The organism is Pantoea sp. EA-12, assembly GCF_030053355.1.
GTDB lineage: Bacteria > Pseudomonadota > Gammaproteobacteria > Enterobacterales > Enterobacteriaceae > Pantoea > Pantoea vagans_C.
In genome coordinates, this window is record NZ_JASGBY010000019.1 from 60029 (window position 1) to 74378 (window position 14350).

The 14350-nt window shown below is 65.3% G+C and carries 16 protein-coding genes; 1 reads left to right on the plus strand and 15 read right to left on the minus strand.

The window, feature by feature from the left end:
* The first annotated feature begins 94 nt into the window (after nt 1-94).
* Nucleotides 95-631 carry a hypothetical protein gene (locus tag QMZ30_RS22355; RefSeq protein WP_283225739.1) on the plus strand — a complete coding sequence of 179 codons (537 nt, stop codon included), beginning with the start codon at nt 95-97 and terminating at the stop codon, nt 629-631.
* On the opposite strand, the gene QMZ30_RS22360 is transcribed toward QMZ30_RS22355, so the two are convergent.
* From QMZ30_RS22360 to QMZ30_RS22430, 15 genes are all read right to left on the minus strand, one after another.
* A complete protein-coding gene (locus QMZ30_RS22360) occupies nt 626-991 on the minus strand; it encodes a hypothetical protein (RefSeq protein ID WP_283225740.1) in 366 nt (121 codons plus the stop codon). The genes QMZ30_RS22355 and QMZ30_RS22360 overlap by 6 nt on opposite strands.
* 10 nt (nt 992-1001) lie before the next feature.
* Entirely contained in the window at nt 1002-1373 is a 372-nt protein-coding gene (locus QMZ30_RS22365; protein WP_283225741.1) for a hypothetical protein, read from the minus strand.
* 61 nt (nt 1374-1434) lie between these two features.
* Complete coding sequence (locus tag QMZ30_RS22370) at nt 1435-1776, minus strand: hypothetical protein (protein WP_283225742.1); 342 nt, start codon at nt 1774-1776, stop codon at nt 1435-1437.
* A 65-nt stretch (nt 1777-1841) separates the two neighbouring features.
* Nucleotides 1842-2225, minus strand: a complete 384-nt coding sequence (locus tag QMZ30_RS22375; protein ID WP_283228975.1) for a DUF6750 family protein — start codon at nt 2223-2225, stop codon at nt 1842-1844.
* Nucleotides 2226-2306: 81 nt separating this feature from the next.
* A complete protein-coding gene (traQ, locus tag QMZ30_RS22380) occupies nt 2307-2846 on the minus strand; it encodes a conjugal transfer protein TraQ (RefSeq protein WP_283225743.1) in 540 nt (179 codons plus the stop codon).
* 9 nt (nt 2847-2855) lie between these two features.
* On the minus strand, nt 2856-3629 hold the full coding sequence (gene traP, locus QMZ30_RS22385; RefSeq protein WP_283225744.1) for a conjugal transfer protein TraP: 774 nt from the start codon (nt 3627-3629) through the stop codon (nt 2856-2858).
* Entirely contained in the window at nt 3622-4929 is a 1308-nt protein-coding gene (gene traO / locus QMZ30_RS22390; protein WP_283225745.1) for a conjugal transfer protein TraO, read from the minus strand. The genes traP and traO overlap by 8 nt, the downstream gene beginning before the upstream one ends.
* Nucleotides 4930-4931: 2 nt before the next feature.
* Entirely contained in the window at nt 4932-5936 is a 1005-nt protein-coding gene (locus QMZ30_RS22395; protein WP_283228976.1) for a DotH/IcmK family type IV secretion protein, read from the minus strand.
* A gap of 4 nt (nt 5937-5940) precedes the next feature.
* Nucleotides 5941-6633: a DotI/IcmL/TraM family protein gene (locus tag QMZ30_RS22400; protein ID WP_283225747.1), complete on the minus strand. Its 693-nt coding sequence runs from the start codon at nt 6631-6633 to the stop codon at nt 5941-5943.
* Nucleotides 6634-6643: 10 nt separating this feature from the next.
* A complete protein-coding gene (locus QMZ30_RS22405; RefSeq protein ID WP_283225748.1) occupies nt 6644-6994 on the minus strand; it encodes a conjugal transfer protein in 351 nt (116 codons plus the stop codon).
* Between the two features lie 22 nt (nt 6995-7016).
* A complete protein-coding gene (locus tag QMZ30_RS22410) occupies nt 7017-11543 on the minus strand; it encodes an LPD7 domain-containing protein (RefSeq protein WP_283228977.1) in 4527 nt (1508 codons plus the stop codon).
* A gap of 29 nt (nt 11544-11572) precedes the next feature.
* Complete coding sequence (locus QMZ30_RS22415) at nt 11573-11863, minus strand: conjugal transfer protein (RefSeq protein ID WP_282996710.1); 291 nt, start codon at nt 11861-11863, stop codon at nt 11573-11575.
* Entirely contained in the window at nt 11860-13026 is a 1167-nt protein-coding gene (gene traJ / locus QMZ30_RS22420; RefSeq protein WP_282996711.1) for a plasmid transfer ATPase TraJ, read from the minus strand. Before traJ ends, QMZ30_RS22415 begins: the two co-directional genes overlap by 4 nt.
* Nucleotides 13026-13850, minus strand: a complete 825-nt coding sequence (locus QMZ30_RS22425) for a type IV secretory system conjugative DNA transfer family protein (protein WP_282996712.1) — start codon at nt 13848-13850, stop codon at nt 13026-13028. Before QMZ30_RS22425 ends, traJ begins: the two co-directional genes overlap by 1 nt.
* Nucleotides 13847-14323, minus strand: a complete 477-nt coding sequence (locus QMZ30_RS22430) for a DotD/TraH family lipoprotein (protein ID WP_282996713.1) — start codon at nt 14321-14323, stop codon at nt 13847-13849. Before QMZ30_RS22430 ends, QMZ30_RS22425 begins: the two co-directional genes overlap by 4 nt.
* Nucleotides 14324-14350: the final 27 nt, after the last annotated feature.

Consider the following 14350-nt stretch of genomic DNA (forward strand, 5'->3'; position numbering starts at 1 on the left):
CAGGCGCTGACCCGCACAGCCGTTTTATTCTCAGGGCGTGCTTAACACATATTAAATAAATAACTCGTGATGATGGCAATCAGGGAGATGATTCATGAATAAAAAACCGGCGATGACCTTCTTTCATGCAACAACGCAAAGTCGGGGACAAAAAATTCTGGCGTCAGGATTGATATTGAGGCAGGCACCTCCTGCTGTGAAATGGAGCCTGCAGACATCGCCAGGATGGGTATATCTTTCTGATCATGTTGACCATGCCGTCCACTGGGGTAACAAAGTTTCACTTCTCAATAATGAGAGTGAGTTGTTTTACATTTTCAAAATTAGCCTCCCTCTTTCTCAATGCCACCCTGATGTTGACAACCTGATTTACGAAGCATGGATGTCACCCGATGAAGCCGCTGGAGTTGATCTGGCGTCGTGCCTGATGAAGTGCCATTCATGCCGGACGGCGAATGATTTGATCGTCTCTGAGCAGGTGGTGGCGTACTGTACACTCCCGGTGAATCATCACGGGAATAAGGTTCACCCTCTGTCTGATGTCGTCGAGAGTCTCATCTGCCACATCTCACCGCATGAGCACATTTTGTTTGAAAAACACAGGAGAATGATTGACTGGACGGCATTATGACCGCCCGGAAAGTAACGAGAGCCTGATGCGCTTACCGGCACTGTTTTTCGCTTCAAGGCTTGGAGGGACAGACAAGACCCAAACGTCAATAACAAAAAGGTGCAGATATTTTTTTCGCGTACAGCCCGTAAATTCAATTCTGGGTTGCCACTCTCCGACACGACTGTGTGCCGCCATTTTCGCACTCTGTGACACCATGGAAAGCAGGTGCAAAAGTCCCCCTGCCAGCGTACCATCATCCCCCCTCAGAAAACGCCTGAGCTGCACTTCAGGTTGTGATTCATTGAGGAGAGTCGTGCCGGAAAGATGTCTGATGACCACTGAAATCATCTCTTCGGGCGACAGCATATTTAGTTTCATGCATCAAACCTCAGCGTGAGTCTGCGTCAGCGCCGTTCTTCAGAAAATGGAAGCTGATGAACTGCTGACGACGGATATACCAGTCGTTAAAGCCAGGAAGAGGCGTCTGTTTCAGCCCTTTGACGGCAACCGACATCCAGGACGAATGCCTGTCAATTTGTATGATCAACGATGCATTTGAATATTCGCTGTCCTTCGATTGGCATCTGAGCAGACCGCAATGCATCAGCAGCCAGCTACCGGTATATTCCGGCCAGCGTGCAATGAATTCGTGAATGAGGCTTTCCTCCTCACATACGGGGGGCACCTCAGTGAGTGCCCGGACAACGGCCGTCTGAAATTCCGCGGGTGTGGCATGGATACAGCCACCGTGGTAGTGCATCAGTCATTACCTCCTGTAATAGATGGTGCTGTCGGATGAGCAAAACGGTGAGAGCTGGAAATTACTGAACGGTTATGCCCGGCACCTCTTCCGAAGCGGGTCGCCACTGTGGCCAGCCGGTTTTGGGCTGTACACCGCAGGCGGACGCATGACCCGCTACCGTGGCGACGGCGCCCTGGCTGAAGGCTTTACCGTCCAGCCAGCAGGTGCCGTTCTGCGCGCTCTGGTTCAGCGCAATGAGCATCTGCTGCATGCTGCTGTTGATGAGCTGCACGGAAGCGTTCACCTGGTCCAGCTTCTGGCTGACCATGACGTCAGTGATAGGCTGGGCAGCAAAGGCGGCGCCGGACAGGCCGGCAGAAAGTGCCAGCGCGACCAGCGCTGTGCAAAAATGTTTTTTCATGAAAAGACTCCGGGAAGGAAAAAGAAGAGGAACATAGCCGCCCCGCTGCGGGGCGGCATCCGGACTTAACCCACGCTGACCGGCGTCATGCCCATCTGCGTCTGGCCGCGCTTGATCATCTCCGGTATGCCCAGCAGCAGCAGGCTGGTGACCAGCCCCAGTGCGACCATCCAGAGTTTGATCTGCGGGTTGTTCTTCATCCCCTTGGCCGCAAAAATGCTGCCGATAACGCCGCACACCCCAGCCAGTTGCACCATTCCCAGCACGCTGGTCGTGCCGGCCTTGGCGCCCTCGGCAACGCGGTTCGCCATATCAGCGAAGTCCCCGTCGGCCATGGCCATCGGTGAAATGAACGCAAGCCAGGCGGAGAGTACGCGCAGCGTCAGGCGGCGCAGAGCTTCAGACAGCATCAGGACGCGTGCGTAAGCCGCACAGTAAAGGCGAGTCATCATGGTGTTTTCCTTTAAAAAATGAGTGTGGCCGGATGGCCGGTTAAATCGTCCGTGAGGACGGAATTTCCGCAGCCTGCTTCAGTGCAGGCCGAGTGTTTTCTGAATGGCGTCAAGCAGGTAGGGGTTACAGATAAACATCACGCCAATGATAAATTTCGCGGTGCCGGTGTTCACGTCGTTCCCGGCGGTCAGGCCGGTGTGGCCGTCTTTTTTCGACCTGCGCCACAGCAGCACGCCGGATAGCGCGAACCACACGCCAATCATGCGCAGCAGGGTCAGCAGGGCGTTGGCCGCCACCGCGCCCTGACCGAACGTGCCCTGGTCAACGTAGCTGATGGCGTCAAACGAGACCTGCCAGCCCACCTGACGCGCGCCCGCGCCGATAAGCTGGTCGAGCCCCGCCAGGCCGCAGCACAGCAACACCCAGGAAATAACAGCGCCGCCGCTCGCCGCCTGACCTGGTGCCTTGCGGGCAAGCCAGGACTGGCGGGCGAGAAAGCCGCTGGAGCCCACCACGCCGAAGAGCACGCCGAGCGTGAGCGCGAGGTTAATGCCCGCGCTCAGCAGCCCCGAGGCCAGGTTGGACAGCATGGTGATGCCGTCGAGCGATCCTCCCATGACGCCTCCCTAGCGCAGCACGCCGGCGCTGGTTGTGACGCTGCGGTCGTCCGTATTCACCTCACGTACCGTGACGCCGCCGAGGCTGTCGCCCGCCTGCACCGCCCACGTCCGGCCCTGCCAGCTGACCCACGCCATGCCGTTCTGCAGGCTTTCCAGCCGCATCCCGGACAGCGCGGAGCGCGTGTGCTTCTGGCCAGCCGCGGCATGACCCGGCGAAGCGTCCGGCCTTACGGCCAGCACGGTGACCAGGTTACCCAGCCGCGTGTTTTCTTTTTCCACCCCGTCAAGGCGCTGCTGCAGCGTGGTCAGCGCCCTGCTCTGCGCGCGCACCGTGTCCGACAGGCGGGTGATTGCCTCACGGTTAGCCACCTCAAACTCGTGGCCCTCGCGGATAAGCTTCACCACGTCATCCGGCACGCTGCCCCCGGATGCGGGATCGTTCAGGGCGCCAGCCGGTACGCTGAGCCCGCCGGTCTGCGGCGGGGCGGGCGCAGGAGCCGGCGTGACCGGGGCGGCTGCCGGGGCTGGCGCAGGCTGCACGCTGCCAAAGCCCGGGTCCTGCCCGAAGGCAAGCTGTCCGGCGTCCGGCGCGGAGGAGGACGGCACGAGCAGGAACCAGCCGGCGGCCAGGATAACGATCGCCCCGCCGGCGAGCCACGGCAGCGACTGCCCGAGCCAGAGCTTGCGCGTCAGCAGGCTCTCTTTTTTCTGTACCGGCGGCGCGGGCACCGGCGCGTTATCGGCCGCGCTCACCGCCGGCTGCGGATCGAATTCATTCACGTGGGGTTCCTCTCTGTTCGGCCGCGCGGATGCGCGTCTGTGTTTCCGCACGCAGGTCGGCGGCGGTCGGGGTCGGGTTGCTGCTCGGAGCCGCCGGCGACGGGGCCACCGGGGCAGATGGGGTGCTCCCCTGCCCGGATTCCGCGTCGGTGCTATAGACACCGCTCATAAACTGAAGCGCCACCACATCACCGTTGTGGACATAGACGGTCCGGTCAGGCAGACGGGCGGCATCGCTGGTCAGCACCTGTCCCGCACGCTGCGCTATGCCGCCAGCAATGACGCCGCCGACCACCGTGGGATCCGGCAGGCCGGGGCGGGCGGTAACGGTGTTAAAGCCGTTGCTCAGCAGCTGCGTGTTGGACTGCGCGTAAAGCTGGCCCGCCTCGCCGGCGCCGCCGAAAATGGAAGGCAGCACGATGCGGCGGAAGTAGTGATGATTGACGTCGCTGGCAATGTTGGCCACGAGGGTTTTGTCATCCAGCGCGTAGGCGTCCACCTTGTAGGCCTGTCCGTTCAGCGTCATGGTGGTGAAGTGAATGACGACGCCGTCGCCGGACAGCTTCGCCCCTTCGGGCGCCTTCAGCACCGCCCCCTGATACCTGCCGGTTCTGATGCAGGCCAGCACGGGCGTGGTGCCGTTGTCTGAATCCACGCCGGTGCAGATTTCGGCAGGCCCCCGCCAGTAGGGTTCCACCACCACCGACGCCGGCGGCGCGTTCCGGACGTTGTCGCGGCTGCGCGCGGCGGCAAGCTGCACGGCACTGCCGGGCAGCGAGTCGCGCCAGTCCGTCCAGCCCCCGTCTTTGCCGCCCAGCAGCTGCGCCGGAGGCAGCTCACCCGCTTTGGGCTCCGCCTGCATCTTCGCCAGCAGCGCGGCCAGCGACTTCTGACGCGCCTCCGTCAGGGCCTTTTCCTGCTCCGGCGTGCGCCCGCTGCCCTGTGGCCGGGGAAGAGGCTGTGTCACCGTCACCGGAGCCGCCTTTGGCGGTTCAGCCGCCGTCGTCACGTCCTGCTGCAGCGGAATGCTGGCGATAAAGCTCTGGTTCGAGGCCGCCGCCGTCTGCGCGCCGCGGGCGTTGTTTTCGCGCAGCAATTCGCGATAAGCCGGCTGCTCCTGCGCGCGGGTCTGGGTGGTGCCCGTAACGCGGGTCAGGTCCACGCGGGAGACGGCGGGCGGCGGCGTTGCCAGCCAGCTCCACAGCGCGTAGCCGCCCCCCACCACTGCCACCATGCCGCCGGCAATCAGGCCCATCATCAGGCGGATGTTGCGCCCGCCGGTGTTCTGTTGATCGCTCATGATTACTCCAGGGCAATGCTGAGGGCTTCGGTGCGCCCGTCAACGGAAAAGGCCACGCGCGGCGTCAGCGGCAGCTTCCAGAGGTGCGTGCCGTCGGCGGAGGAGAGCGTGGTATCGAACTCGTCGCGGATGTCCGCGCGCGAGCGGATGTACAGGTCATCACCCTGCTGCCATACCGCCGTGTCCGGCACGCTGCCGGTGGTTTTCAGGCGCTTTGCGCCCGACGGCGGCACGCCGTCCAGAAACGCCTGCAGCACGTCGTCGTGCAGACCGATGCGCGAGGGGCCCGGCGCGTCGGGTGCCGCCCCCGGACCGCGGCGCGGAATGCGCAGGTCAAGGCGAGCGTCCACCGTCCAGGTCTTCTTCACCGTGTCGGCCTCGCCGCTCATCACGCTTATCTGCAGCGGCACCGGCAGGCCTTCCAGCCCCACGGTCACCAGCGTGTTCACGAAGTCGCGCTTTGCCGTGATGACCATAAAGGACATGCCCGGTATCCACTTCACGTCGATGTCCGGTGAGCCGCTCACCGGGTCCCCGAGGATTTTCCAGGGCGCGCCGGTGCTGTCGATAAAGCTCACCGTGGCGGGCCAGTTCACCGCGGTGCGCACCAGCGGCAGGCTCGCGCCCGGCTGCAGGCTCACGGTCTGCGCGGTGATGCGCGGCACCGCCGTGATGCCCGGCGTGGCCAGCGCCCGGTTCTGCTCGGTCTGCTGCGCGCGCAGCTGTCGGATTTCATCCGGCGTCAGCGGGGCGATGGTCGCCTGCGCCTGGTCGTACGACACCGACGTTGGCGGCGGCAGCGCCTGTCCGGGCAGCGGACCTGCTGCGGCAGGCGTACCCGCCGCCTGACCTGATGCTTTCTGACCGGTTGCAGCAGCACCGCTGGCGGACGCGGTGGAGCGCCACCCGCCGTCGGTGCCGGCCGCCGGGGCGGTCCCCGCTGACGTGGCGGCACCCGCGCTGCCGCACAGCGCCAGCCAGAGGGCCAGCGTGCGAAAGTTGCTCATAGGATTATCCTGCGTTGTTGGTGATGGTCTGGGTGACCTCAAGACCGCGCGGCTTGAGTCGCACGTCGGCCTGCTGAATGCGCAGCGTGAAGATGTAGCGCAGCGGCGGGCTGCTGCTGTTCTGCCCCTGCAGGCGCATCGTGACCGGATACTGGAACTCCCACGTGTAGCGCCCGCCAATCACGCCGCGTCGGGTGATAACGCCCGGCTCCACGGTGTTGGTGAGGTTCATACGCTTGTCCTTTACAAGCGACAGGATGTTGGAGCCGGTGGTCAGCGCCTGGTTGTAGCCGGTGAAGCCCTCTTCCGAGAAGTCAGGCGACGCCGCCGTCATCTGGTCACGGTAATGCACGAAGTCCAGCGTGAAGGCCTTGCTGATGGTGTCGGCACCGAACTGGCGCACGTCGCTCTCGCTCCACACCGGCTTGTCCGTCGGGTAAAACGGCGTGATGCGGCCGTTTTCGGTGGCCAGGTAGTGCGAAGGCATGTTGAGCAGCACATAAATCAGCACGCCGATGGTAATCGCCTGAATTCCGTTACCGATGAGGCTCCACACGGCGACGGTCAGGCAGCGGTGCGCAAACCGGGCGCCCAGCGTTCGCTCGTTCTGGGCGTTTACCGCGTGCTCGTAAATCTTCGGGTCGGTCAGGACCACGGCCGCCTCCTCAGGCGGCACGGCGGGTTGGGGGTTCTGCATACGATGTTCCTTACAGGCCGTAGGACTGCCACGGGTCGATACTGGTGGGCAGGTTGCTGTTGATTTTGTCCGTCAGCGCCCCGCAGACCTTCTCTGACGCCTGATTCATGATGTCCTGCAGGCTCGGCAGGTTGGGCAGGCTGATGGAGATATTGCGGATGCCGGACAGGCAGTTCTGCAGCTGATCGGACGTCTGGCTTTCGCGGGCCGCCCATGCGTCGCTGGCCTTCTTCGCGGCGTTATAACCCGCCTCGCTTCCGGTCTGCGCCGCGCTGCCCGCGCGGCAGGTCGCGGCGCCGGCGCCAAAAGTAGTGCAGCAGAAGAAGACCGCCACAAGGGCGGTCGCTGTTTTGTTTGTCATGTGAAGTCTCCGGATGAATCGATTACTGGGCCGGCCGCGGCGGCGTGACCGGTGCTGCCTGTGGTGCTGCTGCCGGCTGGTCCTTTACCCAGCCTGATTCCGCTTTGTAGCGCTCGTCGTAGCCGAGGCGGGCGTGCAGCGCGGCGGGCAGGTCGGCGGGCGCGTCCAGCTTCGCGATGCGCGGCTGATCGTCGCCGGTCAGCCGCACCACCACGTGCTCGCGCGGCACGGGCTGGCCGTTTGACTTGTTAATGCCGTTGCCGCTGCCAATGGGCTGGGCGCCCTCCGGCGTGAGCAGGTTAATCACCATCGGCGGCGACTCCCTGTTGTCCGGCAGGCTGACCAGCACGTGCTGATACTCACCGTCCCGCCGCACCACGCCCTGCAGGTAGTGACCGTCACCCTGCACCAGATAGAGGTCCGGCCGGCCGTCTTCCCCCCACGCCGACATCACCGCCGTGCCGGCGCGGTCGTTATGTTCCGGGCGCGGCGCCGACAGCGGATCGCCCGGGACGCTGCTGCCCTGCCCGTCAGGCTTAAGCCAGTACAGCCCGTCGGCCGGCTTCGGCGGCGCATCGATATCGAGCCTGAGGCGGCTCACCAGCACGTGCTGTATCTGCGTGTAGCGGTTCACGTCAACGGCCGAGAGCCGCACCATGTCCTCAGCGCCGGTCTGCACGCGGGTGCCCCCGACCGGGGCCAGCGACCACTGATTGCGGCGGGTCTGTACCTTTTCATACTGACCGCTGAAGTTGCCCTGCGCGTCCTTCATCGGCTTATTGACGGTGACCGGCTGCTCACCCATCCACTGCAGCGTGACCATGCGACCGGGCTGCAGGTGCGTCTCACGCAGCAGGCCGGCAAGCTCCTTACCCCAGAACGTCTGAGAGCCTTCTTTCGTACGCAGCGTAATAAAGGTGCTCTCGCTGGCGTCCTTTTCAAAGCGGAAGGGAGCCTGACCGCAGGCGGTGACCTTACCGGTGACCGGCTCCCGGGCTTTTTCTGCCGGGGTGTGCACCGCCGGAGAAATCTTCGGCGCGGCGGGTTCAGGGGCCGGTGCAGAGGTTCGCTGAGGTGACGCTGTCACGGGTGCGACGTTCTGTACTGGCTCGCTGGCCCGCGCCGCCGTCGTTACGGGGGGAACCTCAGTCGCGCGCGGAGCCTGCGGGTCGCCGCGCACCGCATCGGCGGGGGCGGCTGGCGTGACGGGCTGACCCGCAGCCCGGCGTGCTGCATCGAGGTCGGCCTGCTGGCTGGCGTTCTTCATACTCACGTCCAGCTTGTTGGCCACGATGACACCGATCGCAAATGCCCTGAACTCGTCGCTGCCGGTGAGTTCGATGCGGCCCTGATAGTGATTGGCGGCGGTCAGCAGCGCGGCAAGCACCTTCTCTTCGTGCGCGCTGGCGCCCTCCGCCATGACCAGGCGGTTACCGCGGTCTATAAACGCGGGCTCGCCGTCCAGCTTGTACACCACGCTTTTGCCGTCCGGGTGCCTGTCATGCGTGACGCGGCTCAGCAGCTTATCGGCATCGATGCGGGAAGACGTCGCCCCGGATGTGGCGGGCATATCCTCTTCCTGCGATGCCACGCGCGGCGCGCCGACCAGAATGGCGTTTTCCTCACCAAAGGATGCGACCGCCGGTGAAGGTGCCGCGTCAGAACGTTTTTCCAGCTCTGCGCGAAGTTCGGCCTCCAGCGCCTCGCTCTCTCCGGAAGGCCAGCGCGCATTTTCAGTATCGTTACCCTGGGACCACATTTCCGTCAGCGCGATCCGCTCATTAATGAGTGCGCCCGTACGCATGGCCAGCACGTCCGTGTCCAGGCTGGCGGCTTCGTCTTTCAGCGCACGCAGGCGCTGACTGATGTCGGCAAAACCCGCGCTGAAGTCCGGGGTGCCCGCTGTGGCGGAGGAGGCGGCAGCAGCCGGCTGTTCTGCACCGGCAGGCGATGCCTGTGGTGCCTCAGACGGCTGAACGTCAGGCACGTTCGGGGCCGGTACAGACTCAGCGACTGCAGCAGGCTCTGCCAAGGCCGGTTCAGGAGCGGTCGTGACCTCAGCTGCGGTAACCGGAATGGCCGGTGCTGCCTGTGGCGTTGCTGCCTCCTGAACGGGCGCCATCGGCTCAGGGATAACAGAGGAGGCGTCAGGAGAAACTGCTTTTTCTGGCTGTACCGCCGGCTCAGGTGCGGGCGTGACCTCCGCTGCGATACCGGGAGTGGTCGGTGCTGCTTCTGACTTAGCCGCATCCTGAACCGGTGCCATTGGCTCAGAGATAACAGGGGAGGCTGACGTCTCAGGCTGTACCGCAGGCGCCGGAACGTCAGCGACCGCCGGAGCTGCTTCAGCAGGTGCCGCAGCAGAGGCGCGGGACGCAGCCAGTGCGGCAACGGCTGCAGTCACGGCCCGGCCTTCCGTCTCGCCGGCGGCCAGGTCAAGGCGCCCGAACGCCGCCCAGGATGACTGAACGTCTGCAGGCGACTGCTCACCGGACAGCTCGGCGCGGCGCAGGTCGTTGCGCACCTCGCGCAGCGCCCTTTCCAGCTGCGGACGCGACAGCTCGCCGTCCGCCAGGCGGGTGTAAAGCGACTGGATCTGCGCCGGGATGGTTCGCACATCTGCCTGCCCGCTGCTGCGCAGAGACAGCGTGGTGTCGCTGTCCTTCAGGCCCGCGGCGCTCAGCGCGCGGCTGAACATCCCCGGGCGCTCACTCACCGCCAGCCCGTCGCCGGTCAGACGGTCAAACACCGCCTGTGTTTCGCTGACGTAAGCGTCGTTGTAGGTGCCGGACTCGCGCACCCGGTTAAGTTCGCGCTGCAGGCGATCGGTGGTGTCCTGAAACGCCTCCGGGGTAATGCTGCCCTGAATCAGCGAGGACAGCGCTCCGCGCAGCTCGCCCTGTATCGCCGGCGGTGCGCGCAGGCTATCAGCCTCCGCGACCGGTGCAGCAGCTGGCGCTGCGGGTGCCGGCTGCGGGTCGGGAACGACGGGCGCCTCTGCCACAGCAGGCGCCGGAACGATCGGCTCTGGCACTGCGGTGACGTCAGCTGCATCAGCAGGAGCCGCCTGCGGCGCGTCGGGTGCCGGACTGTCCTGGATTGCGAGCACCGGTTCCGGCGCTGGCGGTGTGGCTGGCGCGGCTTCAGGCTGCTGCGCCTTCAGGATGCGGTAAACGCTGGTCTGCCCGATGCCGAGCTGCTCCGCAATCTGCGCGGGCTTCAGCCCCTCATCGCGCAGCTTCAGAATTTCATCCGTTTTCTCTCTGGCGGCACCGGAGCGGCGGGCTGGAGTGGAGTCCGCTGCGGCGTCCGGGGACGCGGCGGAAAGATTGTCCGGCGCTGGCTGTGCGTCGTCAGGTGTGGCCATGGGGGCATCCTTATGGTTGAGCTGCTCAAGAGCCTGAGCAATGTCGGGAAGCAGCGTTTCGCGCAGGCGCTCAGCGCCGCGGAACAGGTGCAGGTCGTTAAAGTCGGTAAAGCCGCGCTCGATTTCGGCGGCCGTCAGGTCCGGCAGCAGCACGGCGCCGCCGGTCGCCGCTGCGGCGCGGTTTGCCGACAGCACGCCTTTATTGATGTCTTTGGTGTGGTCAACGTCGGCCATAAACAGGTGCGGGCTGTCGGGGTAGCGGTCCTTCAGTACGTTCGCCACCGTCTCCATGTTGCCGGCGTCGATGGTCATCACGACCGGACGGCCGGTGACCATGTGCAGGCTGCGCGCGGTGGCGTAGCCCTCCGCGTACAGGACGGGCTCGCCGTTGCGCAGCTCACCGCCCTCCACGCGGAAGTGCCCGGCCTTGGGGGCGTCCTTAAACAGGAACTTCTCACCGTCGGGCGGAATGTACTGCAGCGTGCGAAACGCGCCGTCTGCGTCACCGAACGGCACGACCAGCGCGCCGTTGCGCGTCTGGCGCACGTCATCCGCCACCGTGATGCCCTTGCGCACCAGATAGCCGTGCGCCGGGTCGGCCGCCGGCAGCCGCTCATACAGCGCCTTTGCCTTTGCGGTCTGCTGCGCGTAAAGCGCGGCCTGCTCGCGGGCAAAGTCATCCTGCGACTGACGCATCACCGCGCGGATGTGCACGCGCGCCAGCGGGTCAGCTTTTCCTGCTCCGCCGCTGCTGGCCCTCCAGCGCGTGATGTCCTTGTCGTTCTCGGCGCGGTGGTAGTTGATGAACCAGCCGCCGGGCTTCACGCCGTCGAGAAAACCGCGATAGACGCCGTCTTTGTTCCCTTTTTTCCCGTCCGCCACCGGCACGCGGTGTCGCCGTCCGTCCATCACCGGCAGGCCGTCCAGCACCAGACCGCCGCTGGTCAGCGCGTCCAGAAACTCCGACTGCGGGTCGCCGCCGCCGCTGCTGCGGATGCTGCGGTCCGGCAGCCACTTCTGCAGCCGGCTCAGGTCGGCGCCCGGGCGCGCGTACCAGAGCTGCGCCTCTTTATCCCACGTGATGGCGTTGCCCCCGTCCGGGTGCTTTCCGGCGTCGGCGCGCGCGGCGTCGCGCTGGTCCGGCAGGACCGCAAGCCATACCGGGTAGTCAGCTGTACTCATGATGCCTCCTGTTACAGGGTCAGAGACGGCTACTCACCGTCGGTGTAGCGCCGGTACCACCAGGGACGGCCGCTCAGGCTTTTGCCGCGTGCAATGCGGGCAAAACGCGTCAGCAGCTCGGTGACGCCCCAACCGAAGGCTTTCAGCAGGCGGAACACGGCGATGATGCCGGTCACGACGTAAATCGTGTTCATGGCGGGAAAGCGGAACCAGAAGAGATAAAGCAGAAACAGCCAGGCGGGGATGCCGAGAAAGCTCAGCGGGCTGCCCGCCCACCGCCAGAACCCCGGCGGGTAATCCTCTTTTCTGAACTCACTCATGCACGGCCCTCCTCAAACTCGCGGCGCTGAGGCGGCGACATCACCACCGCCAGCTCGGATTCGGCGATGCGGCCCGTGCGGTACAGCTGCCACGCCTGATCCACGATGCGGCGCTTTTCCAGCCGGATAATGTTGTTGATGTGCGCGCCCCACTGCGACCACGGCATGCCGGCAAGCTTCTCGCGCAGGTAGTAGTCAAAAAGGATGTACTCGCGCACCGCCACGCGCTTTCCGTCAGTGGTGCGCAGCAGCGTCTGCACCACCACGTACTGCAGCACGCCCAGCAGCGACCAGGCCAGAGAGTCGCGGCTCTCGTGCGGAAACTCGTTGATGAGGCGCGGAAACGCCTCCCCGGGCGAGTCAATGTGCGTGGTGGACAGCGTCAGGTGACCGAGCTGCCCGGCGCGGATGCCCACATCAATGGTCTCGCGGTCGCGCATTTCCCCCACCCCGATAACTGACGGCGCGCGTCTGAGGTCCGCGCGGATGCCGCTGGCGAAGTCGGGAATGTCCCTGCCGACCTGCGACTGCAGCGGCGGCAGCACGTCGTCCGGCCGGCCCAGGATGAACTCGATCGGGTCCTCTTTGGTGGTGACCTTGCGGTCCGGGTCCGTGTCCAGGCAGTAGCGGTAGGTCGCCGCCAGCGACGTGCTTTTACCTGAGCCGGTAATGCCGCCCCAGAGCCCCATGCCTTTGGCCGGCAGGAGGTTGGCCATCAGGTCCGGCTCAAGGCCGAGGCTCTCCAGCGGCGGGATATCGGACGGAATGACGCGCATTGTCCAGCCGATGGTGCTGTCCTGACGCCCCGCCGTCCCCTGCAGCAGGTTGACGCGAAAGCGGATGCGCTCGCCGCGGTTCAGGCCCCAGCGGCCGGTCATGTCGCCGTCGAGCTGCATTGCGCGGTCAATGGCGACCCCGCCGCGCACCTTCGGGCGAAGCTCCGGGGTAAACACCTCGTCCATCAGCTTGGACAGGGTGTCGTCCGCCACCGCGAAGGGGCTCGCCCTGAGCAGGCGGCCGTAGCGGCCCACTACGAAGTGGTTGTCGCCCTGCAGGTGAATGTCGCTCACGTTATTGCGTGCGCACCACACCATAAAGCCGCGCAGCGCGTCGGCGTTCAGCCCGCTGCCAAAGTCGTAAAGTTCCAGTCCTGAGGCTGACATCAGCGCTTCTCCGTATTGATGACCGGCTTCCACTTCGCCTTGTCGGTGACAAAGCCGGCGCGTGACTCCAGGCGACGCTCGCGGTCGCCGGTGGTGAGCTTGTTGCTGTCGCCGGTGACCGTCTGCTGACGCTCGGTGACCACCGGGGCGGTAATGAGGTTCTGACGGCGCAGCAGCACGTACTGCAGCATGCCGTTGTAGTCGCGCGTCAGGCGGTTGACGTTGGCCTCCAGCGTCTCGTCGGCGCTCTGGCGCCCTTCCGCCCAGCCTTCATTTACTGCCGCCTGCCAGATGTCGCGCTGCACGCCGTTCTCCGGTATCAGCCCGCCCACCGGCTCGTCCGGCGGCACGGTGCTGAGTCCGGCCATCAGCCAGCCCCGCCACGTCGGCGGATTGCTCACGAAGCGCTCGGGCTGGATGATTTCGTACACGTGGCTCGCGGTGCGTATCTGGTCGGGGGTGACGTGCGCCACGTCCACGGCCTCGGTGATGACCGGCGGCAGCCAGCCGCGGGCGCTGATAAGTGGGCGGAAGTCATAGGTGGCATCCAGCTGCTTCGCGCGCGCCTCCAGGTCACGCCGGAGCTCCCACGCGCGCTGCGCCTTGCCGCCGCGAAAGCCGGTGGTGCGCCCGCCCTCGGTCAGCATCTGGCGGCGGTTATCGGACACGTCAGACGTGTCGCGCTCTCGCGGCGACAGGTAGGCCTCAGGACCCGGCGGCGGTGCGCCGTCCGGCCCGGGCGCGGGGGCCGCCTTCGTGAAGTGAAATCCCGCGCAGCCCGCCAGCAGCGCGGGCAGCAGCAGGACGGTGAGTCGGGCTTTCATCGGCGGTTCCCCTTCGCGTGGCGGGTCTGAACGGCTGGCAGAGACGGCATGAACTGCAGCACCATCTGCCCCGGGTAGGTGACGACCGTGGCGCGCCAGGCGGTCTGCATCTCAATCATGCGCATCGCGTTGGCATAGGTAACGCCCTGCACGTCGATGTTCACGGGCAGCGGCAGGCGCACGCCCGTGTAGCTGAAGGACTGCCCGCGCGCCCGGGCGAGCTGGCTCAGGAGCTCCACCGCGTCACCGTCCCAGCTGAACGTAACGCGGTCGCTGTCGGCCCGGACGGACGCCACCGGCAGCGGCGTGCCGGCGTCGAGGTCGCCCTGGGTCCAGAGCTGCGTCATCTGCAGCGCTGTCCGGGGTGGCGGGGTGGTCTGTGCCGCAGCCGGAGCGGCTGCGTGCTGTTGCGCGGGCAGCTGACAGCCGCACAGCAGCAGCACCGGCAGCGCGGTAATAAGGTGTTTATTCATGGTGTCTCCGGGGGTTGCCGGTCTTCA

What these genes read in the sequence shown, in the direction of transcription:
- QMZ30_RS22355 (WP_283225739.1), top strand. Translation starts at nt 95, where the DNA reads ATGAATAAAAAACCGGCGATGACCTTCTTTCATGCAACAACGCAAAGT.
- QMZ30_RS22360 (WP_283225740.1), bottom strand. Translation starts at nt 991, where the DNA reads ATGAAACTAAATATGCTGTCGCCCGAAGAGATGATTTCAGTGGTCATC.
- QMZ30_RS22365 (WP_283225741.1), bottom strand. Translation starts at nt 1,373, where the DNA reads ATGCACTACCACGGTGGCTGTATCCATGCCACACCCGCGGAATTTCAG.
- QMZ30_RS22370 (WP_283225742.1), bottom strand. Translation starts at nt 1,776, where the DNA reads ATGAAAAAACATTTTTGCACAGCGCTGGTCGCGCTGGCACTTTCTGCC.
- QMZ30_RS22375 (WP_283228975.1), bottom strand. Translation starts at nt 2,225, where the DNA reads ATGACTCGCCTTTACTGTGCGGCTTACGCACGCGTCCTGATGCTGTCT.
- traQ (WP_283225743.1), bottom strand. Translation starts at nt 2,846, where the DNA reads ATGGGAGGATCGCTCGACGGCATCACCATGCTGTCCAACCTGGCCTCG.
- traO (WP_283225745.1), bottom strand. Translation starts at nt 4,929, where the DNA reads ATGAGCGATCAACAGAACACCGGCGGGCGCAACATCCGCCTGATGATG.
- QMZ30_RS22395 (WP_283228976.1), bottom strand. Translation starts at nt 5,936, where the DNA reads ATGAGCAACTTTCGCACGCTGGCCCTCTGGCTGGCGCTGTGCGGCAGC.
- QMZ30_RS22400 (WP_283225747.1), bottom strand. Translation starts at nt 6,633, where the DNA reads ATGCAGAACCCCCAACCCGCCGTGCCGCCTGAGGAGGCGGCCGTGGTC.
- QMZ30_RS22405 (WP_283225748.1), bottom strand. Translation starts at nt 6,994, where the DNA reads ATGACAAACAAAACAGCGACCGCCCTTGTGGCGGTCTTCTTCTGCTGC.
- QMZ30_RS22410 (WP_283228977.1), bottom strand. Translation starts at nt 11,543, where the DNA reads ATGAGTACAGCTGACTACCCGGTATGGCTTGCGGTCCTGCCGGACCAG.
- QMZ30_RS22415 (WP_282996710.1), bottom strand. Translation starts at nt 11,863, where the DNA reads ATGAGTGAGTTCAGAAAAGAGGATTACCCGCCGGGGTTCTGGCGGTGG.
- traJ (WP_282996711.1), bottom strand. Translation starts at nt 13,026, where the DNA reads ATGTCAGCCTCAGGACTGGAACTTTACGACTTTGGCAGCGGGCTGAAC.
- QMZ30_RS22425 (WP_282996712.1), bottom strand. Translation starts at nt 13,850, where the DNA reads ATGAAAGCCCGACTCACCGTCCTGCTGCTGCCCGCGCTGCTGGCGGGC.
- QMZ30_RS22430 (WP_282996713.1), bottom strand. Translation starts at nt 14,323, where the DNA reads ATGAATAAACACCTTATTACCGCGCTGCCGGTGCTGCTGCTGTGCGGC.